Source organism: Lishizhenia tianjinensis (genome assembly GCF_900116425.1).
GTDB classification, from domain to species: domain Bacteria; phylum Bacteroidota; class Bacteroidia; order Flavobacteriales_D; family Crocinitomicaceae; genus Lishizhenia; species Lishizhenia tianjinensis.
In genome coordinates, this window is the sequence record NZ_FPAS01000001.1 from 862,665 (window position 1) to 874,760 (window position 12,096).

The window sequence follows — 12,096 nt, forward strand, 5'->3', positions numbered from 1 at the left end:
ACGAACCTCCCTTTTTTAATTCTAAAATTCATCGTTATTTCACGATAACTTCTTTGGTATAAACACCTGTAGAAGAAATTAATTTAACGATGTACATTCCTGCATCAACGTGAGATAAATCAACTTGGGTTTGTCCTATATTTCCTTTTGTATTCATGCTTGAAGAATACACTAAGTTACCAGAAACACTATAAATTTGGATATCTGTTTCCTCACCAATAGGTCCTGATAAAGTCAATTCAAATAAACCATCCGTAGGATTAGGGTACAATTCGAAAACTACATTTTTTTCAACCTCTTCAGTTCCTACAGTCATACCTACAGAGAAATCATATCTGTGGTAGTTACCGAAATCAGTTGGGAAGGTTTCAAAAATGAATCCTCCTACTTTACGTAATCTAAATCCACCGTAAGTTTCTCCTTCAACTTGGTTAGAGTACCAGAAACCAATTCCATCAGAATCAGAATCTTCTAGAATAACACTGTAACATCCAACGGCTAAGTCAAACGTATCTTTGTACTCCGTATTGTTTTGTAAAGATGTTCTTTCAAAAATTACATTTCCTTGTGCGTCAACCAACTTGTAGCTATTTTCACTTGCTTTGTTGTTGGTTTGGAACCAAATAAAGAAAGGATCATTTACTGTTTCAGGTGCTTCAACATCAACGGCCATGTAGTTGTTGTTCATGTATTCATCTTGCCAATCATCTGTAGTGTTCACATTGATAATTTGCGCATTGAATTTCATATCACCGTGGTAGCTATTCCACCAGTTATTATTTGTAACTGGAATCTCAACAACTTCTTTTTCTAAGAATCCTAAATTACCTGTCCATTGGTATTCAATGTTATCACCGTAAGACATCCAAATTAAGATTGTACAAGACGTTAAATTGTCTGACCCCGTATTTTGAATGATTACGCGTGGATTAGAACAAGTTGGGTTCCATTTGCTGTACAACTCGTTAGAGTTAGGGTTTAAGATGTCTACAATAGCTGCATCTCTTTGGAAGTTAGGAGCACCGTAAGACACCAAATGCGTTGCCATTACATAGTTACCACCTCTTTCGGTTTGATCTCCGTTGTATACACCAGAAATATCATAATCGATAGATACATTGGTACCTGGTGTAACGTAAGGTGTTAATTCATGACCGTGATCCTTCACCATATCTCCAGGACACCATCCTTCACGAGCGTATGGCCAAGTTCCACCTTGTCCTATATTTGGATTATCTCCACATTCTGTTTCTTGCCAAATATCCCAAGTAAAACGTTCCACACCATCCACTAAGATTTTATGATCTTTTGGAGACCATTCACAACAGTTTGTTTGTTGACCGTAATGACCATGACCTGTTATACGTGTTACTAATTTGAATTGATCTGAAGTATCTGAAAGAAGAATGTTTTTCGCAGAAAGGTCCACATCATCAATTAAGTTACCATAGTTATATTGCTTGGCACTTCCCCATACACGCTCTACGTTGTGTACGTCACGCGGTGGTATACCCTCAATAAATGCAAACTTGACATCTATTAACTCCTGTGTATTGTGCGCCATGAAATCTACTGAGTTCTTCAACAATTGTTGGTAATCTGTTACATCATACACCCAAGTAAATCCGTTTGGACCTAAATCGAATCCAATACCATAAGGAGTAATGAAACGACCGATTTCGTACATTTCCAAGATCTCAAAAGGCTCTTCATAGTATACTATGTCGTTGTTTGAAATGGTAGAAGAAGTTCCAATCTGTGTTTGGTTCAACACCGTTGATCCGTCCGTATCGTACTCGAAAACAAAGCCTTCGTCGTTAGCAACAAATGCGTTAGAAATGATAAATCTTCTGTTCACTGGAGTATACTCAAAAATCACAGATGGCTCTTTTTGAATGTATTTAAAGTTTGTTTCAGTTACCATTGCTCCAGCAACCGTACCCGTACCAAAACTAATAGATGGTCTAAACGAAGAAAGCTCTGGACTCACAACTGGCATTTGCGTAAAATCAAAATCACCTTTTCTGTTCGGCATCATCAAATGATCGTTGTTCGAAGCATCTGTTGCGTAGGCTACATCATCAAAATTGTGATAAACCAATAAATCCGCAAAATTTGGGTGCGCGCTAGTAATCGATTTATTGTACCAAGCACCAATTGTTGCAGCATCTAAGGCTACATTCCACATCTGGAATTCGTCTAATTTTCCTTTCCAACCGAGAAGTTTATTTCTGTTTGCACCAATAACCAAACGGTGCATCATTCCGATTTCACGTGTTAGACCTGAACCTTGATGCCATAGAGTACCGTTTCTGTAAATTTTCATTGTACCATCATTGGCATTCTTAACGAAAGCCCAGTGATTCCAAGAACCGTCAACTACAGATGAATTAACCGTTTTCGCAATTCTATCGTTTTGAGCAGTTGCTCCAGCATGGAACATCAATTCATTGTTGTCCCAAGGAAAATGAACATTAAGAATTCTATTTCCATCAACATCATAAGCTTCAAAAACTGAATTTTTCGTTCCGTATGAACCTTCACCTTTCGCCCAAAACGCAACCGTTACTTCAGCACCTAAATCTATATCTGAAACTTCAGAAATGGCATAATTATCTACAGCCGATTGATAAACTCCATTTTGTCGTGGATAAGCAGCAGATAAGTTACCTGTACCATTTACTCCAAAACTTGTAAAGGCATTTGAAGTTTGTCCGGCATCGCTGTGTTCAAATTCAACGATGATATTGTCTGTACCATTCCAAGTGAAAGGTTGATAAAACAAAAATTCATTATCCCCTGTAATCAAAGGAGCGTCATCGTTTGTTCCATTACCTCTTTTAGCATTATAAACTTCTGTAAAACCAGTCGTGTGCCATGCTGTAATGTCTGTATCTGTTGTACTTTTAAGTTGAATGGTTAAACCAGATAATTCAGCAGAAGTATTTGCAGCTGTACCGTTCAAGGTTAAAGACTGTAAATCATCATTTGCTGATAATCCTGCCGCAGTTAATTCACTCGCAGTAATAATCATTTGAAAACGTTGTCCTGACGTTGGTCCCTGATTTACAGGATAAATAGAGGAAACGTTTCCTTGAAGCACTTGGTGATTCACCAAAGTTGCATTTGACCTTCTATATTGATCGTAGTTTACGGTGTGATTAATCAAGGCACCTGTAACTGCATCGTAATTCTGTGTACTTGGAGATGCTGCATTCACCTCGAAGGCTTTTCCATCTACTTGAACAGAATCCATGACACCTGTATGATCATAAATTCTTGAATAAGCGAGGTAATCCCATTCTCCACAATTGTAATTATCCCATGGAGTTGCAGGATCACATTTCAGGTTGTAATACATCAAGACCTTTTCAAAACGCTTGGTATTTAATTCTTGAGGAAAATCAAAAATTGCTCTACGCGTAGAGATAGAATCCCAAGTAAAAGTTTGAACCCAAGTGGTGTCTTGTGCCCTACCCTCACTCCAAAAGAAAAGCAGGAGCAAAGCCGGTAATAGTTTTTTCATAATCTAGTTTTATTGACTTTACACAAAAATAAACAATTCTTTAAGGAATAGCGGTTTTACACGGGTTAACAAGGGGTAAACACCTTGTTTTGTCTAGCGTAATGACTTGTACACAGGGAGAACTTTATGTGACCTTTCATAGAAGGGAGAATTCATATAAATGAAGTTTAATTGTGCCCATCTGTTCGCTGAAAAATCGGCATCTTGTTCTTTTTTTACTTCGAATTCTCTTTTTAAATCGTCATCATTTGCCAATAATTCCATGGCAATATCTTCAAAGACATAGGGAGAAAAATGTTCTTTTTGTTGCAAATAACTATCGAAAAAACCCCAGTTGAAATAGCTATCAGCGCATTTAGGTTCTAATGTTTCAACAATAAACAACCTTGAAACTTGATGGGTATAAACGAGAGCGTCACCCTTATGCAGTTTAATGTTTTCAATCGCCTCTTGTACTTTAGTGTTATAATGCAAGTAATGTCCTTCATAAGGAGTGTTAACTGTTTCATAATTCAACACCTTGTTTTGTCGAACAAGTAAATTGGTGTCTTTGTCCAGAAATTGTACGGATACATTATTCATCAAAAGGCGCTGGATAACCTCCGTTTCCCATGATCGAACCACATAATATTCTGGTATGAGCAGAGAATCTTTTGCCTTGAAGTAAAAATCATAAGGAATATTGAAGGTAGTATCTTTAGATCTATCATAATATAACCTTGGTGAATTCGTCACCAGACTTAAACTATCTTTATAGGCATAACCTTTTAAGTCAATGTAAGAATCGTTGTTCAAAGTAGTATCTGAAATATAGTTAAAACGATGGTACCTGCTTTGAAGCATTTCGTTTCTGGTAATGCTTTTCACCCTTTCAATTTCGTCATCGAATTTACGGGTATACTTTGCCATTTCATTAATCAACTTATAGGTTGCTTCTACTCTAGCATGAAAAGGTTTCAACATATGTGTTTCTGAAGTAAAACTCAAGGCGTGAAACAATCTGGCATAACCCATAGAGTATCTTCCCTTATCATTAAATGCATGGATACCTTCATGTAACCTCTGCCCATTCATTTCTATGTAGGGAAATAAATATAAACTATCCTTCGCCCACAAGCTATCTTTTAAAGTTGGTAACATTTCATCGTATACTAGTGAGGCCTGCACAGGGTTTAGTCGCGCCTTTAACGAAGAAATTAAAGTCAAGGTATATTGGTAATCTGCTCCATTGCTGGTATGGGTATCTAAAAACACATCTGGATCGAGCGCGTTAAATATTCGGGCAAATCTTTGCATATTCTTGCTATCCATCTTTACAAAATCTCTGTTGAGGTCAAAATTTCGTGCATTACCTCTAAAACCATATTCATCAGGTCCCACCTGATTTGCACGGGAGTACGAATTCCTATTGTGCATCCCTCCTACGTTATAGGCAGGAATAAATGCCATTACAGGATAATTCATTTTTTCATTTTCGCTGAGTTGAACATATTGTTTAACAAAGTCCAAAGAAGCATTAACCCCGCAAGGTTCTCCGGCATGAATGGCCGTATTAATTAAGAAAACTGTAGAGTTTTTGGCGTATGAAAAAACCATTTGAGAATCTGCTGCGACCCCAATGACACACAAATAAATCGGCTTTCCATAGTCAGAGCTTCCCATATTGAATAAATGAACATCGCTGTGAGCTCGGGCCAGATCAGAATACTCAGAAATCAGTTGGTCGTAGGTATAAGTAGTATTTTGTGCTTGTATGAATAGCGGAAAAAGTAGAAGGGGAAGAAAATATAGGGTGTGCAGTATTTTTATGTTCATGGGGTAATTCATTTGAAAATCTAAATGTACTAATATCTGAATATGCGCAAAGCTACCCTTTCCCTGAAATTAGATAAAAAAAGCTCAAAAATTTCCCCTTCCTACTATGGCGATAATTATACTTAAAACAATATTCATCTAATACTTTTTGAAAATGCAATGGACTTATGTTATGATAGATCCCTTCTATTTCTCTGATTAAATTACCGCTTAAATTAGAAGACCATTTTTGTTCTAATTTACGTCTTTCGAATTGCCGACCTCTAAATGTAGATAAAGAATTCTTCAATACTTTTTTATACCTATAACCAACACAGCATATTTTTTGAAGCTGCTCTAATGAACTATTCAACTTCCAATTGTAAGGAACGATTAAGTAAATTTTGTCTAGGGTATGATTGACTTCTTTTCCATACCTTATATTCAAATATTCAGGTAAGTTCACCGGTTCTACTTTCATTTTTTTATCTATAGGGAGAATAGATGATTTATCCAGGAATTCCTTCTTATTCAATCGTCCCAGCTCCACACGAATTTTATGCACCATATAAAAAACAGTTCCATATCTTTTCATTCCTGTTAGCCGATGAATTTCGGCAATGGACAAGGTCTTTTTTGTTTCCAAGAGTAAAAATATAACCTCCGTCCACTGCCGAAAGCTTACTTTACTGTCTCTCATAAATGAAATGGATTTCAAAGTAATTTTCTTTTTACAGCATGTGCATCTCCAATGTGCACGTTCTGCGTACCACTTTAATATCTCACATTTACAATGTGAACAAACTCTCACGGAATCTTTATAGATGGAGTAAAGAAATTCTATACAATTTTCTTCACTACCGTAGCGCTGATAAAATTGACTAGGTATCATAATAATCTTTTAGGTTGATGTGATAAAAGTTAAGGATATTTTCAATCAATTACAAGAAGGAGTAGCTTTGCGCATACTCAAATATATTTTTGTAATAATTTGTTTCAACCATCACCCACAATACACTATTTTTGCACCATGAGAATAGACATACTCACCGTATTACCCGATTTGTTGAAAAGTCCCTTCGAGGTTTCCATCATGAAACGCGCCCAAGAAAAAGGGTTGACAGAAATTCACATCCATAACATTCGCGATTATTCTACACACAAGAATAAAAATGTGGATGACTATCAATATGGCGGAGGTGCTGGTATGGTTATGTCTATAGAACCTATTGCCCGACTCATCGATAAATTGAAGTCTGAAAGAGATTACTCGGAAATCATTTACATGACCCCCGACGGAGAAGTTCTCGATCAAGGCATCGCCAACGAACTTTCTCTAAAGGGAAATTTGATGATTCTATGCGGTCATTACAAAGGGGTCGACGAACGCGTGCGAATTAAATACATCACCAAAGAAATTTCGATAGGATCTTACGTGCTGTCTGGTGGCGAATTGGCTGCGGCCGTTTTGGTTGATAGTGTTGTTCGTCTTTTGCCTGGTGTTTTAAATGATGAAACCTCAGCGTTAACGGATAGTTTTCAAGATAATCTACTCTCTCCTCCGGTTTTTACTCGACCTCCAGAATTTGAAGGTATGAAAGTACCAGACGTACTTCTTTCGGGCGATTTCAAGAAAATAGAAGAATACAGAGAACAAGAGGCGTACAGAAGAACCAAAGAAAGAAGACCAGATTTGTTGGGTGAAGAATAAATTTATTTCTCGCTTAAATCTTGAGCGCCAGTCGGTAAGACATTTCGCGACAATTTCATTGAAAATTTTACATCTTCCCCATTGCGAAAATAGATTAAGTTACTATCTTTGCGGCGGGGTAAGTCTTGTACGACCAGCTCCCTCTGAATCCCCCAGGACGGGAACGTAGCAAGGGTATGAGGTTGTAGCGGTGCGATATAAGTAGCTTACCCTATTTTTTTGCCTTATATTTTGGCAAACGGCCGGGTCTCCGTTCCTAGTTTCCTTTACTTAGCTTGTTGTTAATAGTCGTTTTAAATGCTTCTTTGGTCGCATTCCCTCCTCCTTAAACAACCATAATCTAAGTATGCGCAAAGCTACTCCACTTCACCCCTGTTTGAACTTTATCTTCAAGTAATCCATCTCAAGAAACAAGCTTTTTCTAGGCTAGTTACAAATCATATTGGATCATTTTGTAAATAATTATGACTTCCTTCTTGTGCCTTCATTTATGGTCTAGAGTAGGATTGCGTATACTCAAGAAAATAGTGGTTTCTGCCTTGTAAAAAATTACTCCTTCACATAAACCTTCCGCTCAAAAGGATATCTTACCAATACTCCATTCACCTTTTTAAACACCACCTCCCCTTTAATAACAGTATCCTTAGTAATCCGAAAAGAATCTACCCGTGCTACGTCACCATACTCCACCTCATATTTCATATATGGATCATACAAACTCATTCTTGGCTGGAGAGCAAATTTTTCATTCGGACCGACAACCACTGGACCTTCTACTATAATCTCTGATTTTAAAAATTGGGAAGTGGGACCACAATAGGAAACTTTGTATTTCCTGTGTAAAAAGACTTTATAGCATAACCTGCTTAACTCAAACTTTAGATTAGCCAGAAATAAAAAATAATCATATTGGGTTCTAACACCTTTCATCATTTTTGAATAATCAAGGTCCGTCCCAAATCTATACACTTCTCTGAAAATTGAATTGTCTTCCACATGAACCGGTAAATCAGGATAAATACTATCTACTTTCTTCCAAGATTCTCTTCTTTTATGCCTTAAAGCTATGTCATAAAGAACCAAAGGATCATATACCTGAAAAACATTAATTAACATTTCGGTAAGGGAATCATAAAAGTCATCCATGTAGTTTACCGTTTTTTGTAAACTTCGAATAACTTCAGGATTTGTTACGTTCTCACTTAATAAAGTGGGAGAGAATTCTTTTAAATCTACCCATAAGTCACTTTTATGAACCTTTACATTTAAATAATAGGCCGCCAAAGATTCTGTTTCCGAAATTTGACGTTGATAGCTGTCGAAAACGGGCCTTATTTTCTCCAAATCATGAAGCATCTCACACACCCAATAAGAATCACCATTGCCATATCTATAAGCGTGCTCATCACAAACATTACGAAATCCCCAAAGGGAATTGTCCATCAAACCTTGATATTCGAAAGTATTGTTTATTAAATTAAAATATGTAGTCCTCTTCAACTCAAACTCACCTTCGTTAATTGTTGAACAAGAAAACAATACACCTCCAACTAGGCACAAAAAAATTAGGTACTTCATAATCATGAAATACCTAATTCAGAAAAAGTAACGAATTATAACCCTATAATCGTCCTTCTATAATTTCCTCTACACAATCTGGATTTAAAAGTGTTGAAATATCACCCAGGTTATCCATCTCGTTATTGGCTATCTTACGCAAGATTCTACGCATAATTTTACCTGAACGCGTCTTGGGTAATCCATTTGTAAATTGAATTTTATCCAACTTAGCAATAGGCCCAACATGTTCGGTAATAACTTGATTGATCTCCTTGCGTAAATTCTCTTCTTTTCTAGATTTACCAGAGTCCTTTAAGGTTACATACCCATATAAGGCATTTCCTTTCACATCATGTGCAAAACCAACAATGGCCGACTCTGCTACAGCCGGGTGTTCGTTGATTGCATCTTCTATAGGAGCAGTTCCTAAATTGTGTCCAGATACAATAATTACATCATCCACACGGCCCGTAATTCTAAAATACCCCACTTCATCCCTCAAAGCTCCATCTCCGGTGAAATACATGTCTTTATAAGCAGAGAAATAGGTTTCCTTATACCTTTCATGATTCCCCCAAATGGTCCTTGCCATAGAAGGCCAAGGGTGTTTAATACAAAGTCTACCCTCTACACTATTCCCACTAATCTCATTGCCATTTTCATCCATTAATGCCGGCTGAACCCCAGGTATAGGAAGGGTTGCAAAAGTCGGTTTTGTTGGCGTTATGTATGCCAAAGGAGATAACATCATACCTCCTGTTTCTGTTTGCCACCAGGTATCAACTATAGGACTTTTACGTTTTCCTATATTGTCATTATACCAATGCCACGCTTCCTCATTAATAGGCTCTCCAACCGTTCCTAAAACTTTTAAGGAGGTTAAATCATGCTTCTCTACATAATCTACCTGTTGTTTTGCCAATGCTCTAATCGCCGTTGGTGCCGTGTAGAATTGATTCACTTTGTGTTTCTCCACCACATCCCAAAATCTGTCGTAACTCGGGTAACTTGGAACTCCCTCAAACATTAACGTAGTTGCTCCATTTGCTAACGGACCATACACAATGTAACTATGTCCGGTTATCCAACCAATATCAGCTGTACACCAATAAACATCTCCTTTTTGGTATTGGAAAACGTTTTTAAACGTGTAAGCAGTGTATACCATGTATCCACCACAAGTATGCACCATTCCTTTTGGCTTACCGGTAGATCCAGAAGTATATAGAATAAATAATGGATCCTCAGCTTCCATGATTTCAGCAGGACAATCATCGCTTGCTGCGTCTAATAAAGGAGCAATCCACTCATCTCTTCCTTCAACGAAATTCACATTTCCTTTTGTGCGTTCTACTACTAAACAAGTTTCAACGCTGTCACATGAAATCAATGCCTCATCAACAATAGACTTTAGATCAATGTCTTTTGCACCACGGTAGGCTCCATCAGAGGTAATGACCATTTTACAGGCACTGTCATTAATTCTTGATGCCAATGCACTGGAAGAAAATCCAGCAAAAACAACAGAGTGAACAGCACCAATACGAGCACAAGCCAATAAAGCAATAGTTAATTCAGGAATCATAGGGAGGTAAATACAAACTCTGTCCCCCTTCTCAATTCCTTTCGATTTTAGAACGTTGGCCATTTTATTTACAGCCACAGAAAGTTCTTTGTAAGTATATGTTTTGTAATCTTCAGTAGGATCATTGGGTTCAAAAATCAATGCTGTTTTATCCGCATTTACAACCAAATGTCTGTCTATACAATTTTCAGTAATATTAAGTTGAGCTCCTTCAAACCAAGTAACTCTTGCATCTTCTTTGTTCCAATTTAGAACTGAATTCCATTTCTTTCTCCAAACAAAATGCTCTTCTGCTATCTCTTCCCAAAACACTTCTGGGTTACGAACAGACTTACGATAAACTTGAAAATATTCTTCAAGATTTTTAATATGATAATTACTCATGTTGTGTATATAATTTTAGCAATGGAGAATAAAAATACATTTTTTGACCAAAAATCAAATAGTATTATCTTCCAAATTGACAAAATAATGCTATAAATCAGCGTTATTGACAATTATCACTCAAATCTAAAGAGAAACACAAATCATGTATACTTTTAACAAGATATACATCACCTTTGCAATTTATAAGTTGATGGAAATAAGAAACAGTCCATTGAAAAATTTAAGGATTCAGTGTAGGTCTATATACAAGTTATGGTGGAAAATGATACTTTAGTCTAACTTAAATGTAATTATCAATGCTAGCGATTTCTATACCTCTACTTCCCTTATTACTTTTCTTTGCAGATTATAAGCGACAAGGAGTAAAATCCTCTGTAATTCACTTTTTCCTTTATATAGGAATGATGATACTTCTCGCTTTTTTCACTTCTAATTTTGCCTTATTCTCAATGTTTACGGCACCATTTCTCATCCCTTTACTTTTGTTTGTAAAAAGAGTAAGGTTAAAGAACCAAAACTTTAAGGAAGCAGAAGTTATTGATTAAAGGTTCAAGAAATTCTTCATGATAATTTTACCCTCAGGTGTCATTACGCTTTCCGGGTGAAATTGAACACCATAAATAGGTAAACTTTCGTGCTCAAAAGCCATCAAGACATCGCTTTGTGAAAGGGCGGTGATATTTAACCCCTTAGGCAAAGGACGTTGCACAGCCCAAGAATGGTAAAGTCCCACTTTAAACTCTTCAGGAACATCTTTAAAAAGTTGGTTAGGCATAATCTGAACACATTGGTCTTCTACTCCGTGATTCACCTTGTCAAGATTGTAGAGCTCACCTCCAAAGAATTCTCCCAAAGCCTGCATACCTAGGCATACTCCCAAAATGGGCTTTTTGTCGTAGTACATCGCAATTAACTCCATTAACTTACCAGCATCTTTGGGTAAATGTGGACCAGGCGAAAGAATTATTTTATCGTATTGAGCTACAGATGCTAGATCAACTTCAGTATTTCTAATTACATCCACCTTTGCGCCTAACTCCTCGCAGTAGTGATATAAATTAAAGGTAAATGAATCAAAATTGTCAAGAAGAAGTACGTTCACAGCTTTTTTTCCTTCAAAATTATTAAACTTGTCGAATAGGAAAAAGAATGATGAAGAAAATATATCAAATCCCAGGAGCTCCAGCTCCTATCGGACCATATAGTCAGGCAGTTGAAGTGAACAACACACTTTATATCAGTGGACAAATTCCTATCGATCCTAAGACAGGAAAACTCAACGACAGCTCCATTGCTACTGCCACACAGCAGGTAATGAATAACATTAAGGCGCTTATCGAAACGGCTGGTTTAGACATGAGCAACATTGTAAAATGTAGTATTTTCTTGAAAGACATGAATAACTTCGCGGTGGTAAACGAAGAATATGCTCAATACTTTTCTTCAGATGCGCCGGCTAGAGAAACCGTTCAAGTAAGTAAACTACCTATGGATGTAGATGTTGAAATATCTTGTATTGCCGTACGTTTCTAA

Annotated in this window: 8 protein-coding genes and 1 other RNA gene; 3 read left to right on the forward strand and 6 right to left on the reverse strand. The window is 36.9% G+C overall.

The genetic code is table 11. The annotated features are described in order from the left end of the window. Positions 1–34: 34 nt before the first annotated feature. From BM327_RS04105 to BM327_RS04115, 3 genes are all read right to left on the reverse strand, one after another. Positions 35–3,526 carry a T9SS type A sorting domain-containing protein gene (locus BM327_RS04105; protein ID WP_090246628.1) on the reverse strand — a complete coding sequence of 1,164 codons (3,492 nt, stop codon included), beginning with the start codon at positions 3,524–3,526 and terminating at the stop codon, positions 35–37. 93 nt (positions 3,527–3,619) lie between these two features. Next, complete coding sequence (locus tag BM327_RS04110; RefSeq protein ID WP_170853665.1) at positions 3,620–5,341, reverse strand: M14 family zinc carboxypeptidase; 1,722 nt, start codon at positions 5,339–5,341, stop codon at positions 3,620–3,622. Positions 5,342–5,393: 52 nt separating this feature from the next. Beyond that, positions 5,394–5,966 carry a transposase gene (locus tag BM327_RS04115; RefSeq protein WP_139230240.1) on the reverse strand — a complete coding sequence of 191 codons (573 nt, stop codon included), beginning with the start codon at positions 5,964–5,966 and terminating at the stop codon, positions 5,394–5,396. Positions 5,967–6,350: 384 nt separating this feature from the next. Here BM327_RS04115 and trmD point away from each other — a divergent pair, with 384 nt between their 5' ends. Continuing rightward, a complete protein-coding gene (gene trmD / locus BM327_RS04120) occupies positions 6,351–7,031 on the forward strand; it encodes a tRNA (guanosine(37)-N1)-methyltransferase TrmD (RefSeq protein WP_090246635.1) in 681 nt (226 codons plus the stop codon). Between the two features lie 116 nt (positions 7,032–7,147). Further along, positions 7,148–7,245, forward strand: an RNA gene (ffs, locus tag BM327_RS04125) — signal recognition particle sRNA small type. A 335-nt stretch (positions 7,246–7,580) separates the two neighbouring features. On the opposite strand, the gene BM327_RS04130 is transcribed toward ffs, so the two are convergent. The 3 genes from BM327_RS04130 to BM327_RS04145 form a co-directional block, all read right to left on the reverse strand. Further along, positions 7,581–8,609 (reverse strand): hypothetical protein, encoded by a 1,029-nt coding sequence (locus BM327_RS04130; protein WP_139230241.1) that lies wholly within the window; start codon positions 8,607–8,609, stop codon positions 7,581–7,583. 43 nt (positions 8,610–8,652) lie between these two features. Then, the gene (acs, locus tag BM327_RS04135; protein ID WP_090246641.1) at positions 8,653–10,560 is read right to left on the reverse strand and encodes an acetate--CoA ligase; all 1,908 of its coding nucleotides are present in this window, start codon (positions 10,558–10,560) and stop codon (positions 8,653–8,655) included. Between the two features lie 544 nt (positions 10,561–11,104). After that, entirely contained in the window at positions 11,105–11,665 is a 561-nt protein-coding gene (locus BM327_RS04145) for an anthranilate synthase component II (protein ID WP_090246648.1), read from the reverse strand. A gap of 50 nt (positions 11,666–11,715) precedes the next feature. On the opposite strand from BM327_RS04145, the gene BM327_RS04150 reads away from it, so the two are divergent. After that, the gene (locus BM327_RS04150) at positions 11,716–12,096 is read left to right on the forward strand and encodes a RidA family protein (RefSeq protein ID WP_211664711.1); all 381 of its coding nucleotides are present in this window, start codon (positions 11,716–11,718) and stop codon (positions 12,094–12,096) included.

Coding starts and splice junctions, on each gene's coding strand:
- BM327_RS04105 (WP_090246628.1), bottom strand. CDS start 3,526: ATGAAAAAACTATTACCGGCTTTGCTCCTGCTTTTCTTTTGGAGTGAG.
- acs (WP_090246641.1), bottom strand. CDS start 10,560: ATGAGTAATTATCATATTAAAAATCTTGAAGAATATTTTCAAGTTTAT.
- BM327_RS04130 (WP_139230241.1), bottom strand. CDS start 8,609: ATGAAGTACCTAATTTTTTTGTGCCTAGTTGGAGGTGTATTGTTTTCT.
- trmD (WP_090246635.1), top strand. CDS start 6,351: ATGAGAATAGACATACTCACCGTATTACCCGATTTGTTGAAAAGTCCC.
- BM327_RS04150 (WP_211664711.1), top strand. CDS start 11,716: ATGAAGAAAATATATCAAATCCCAGGAGCTCCAGCTCCTATCGGACCA.
- BM327_RS04110 (WP_170853665.1), bottom strand. CDS start 5,341: ATGAACATAAAAATACTGCACACCCTATATTTTCTTCCCCTTCTACTT.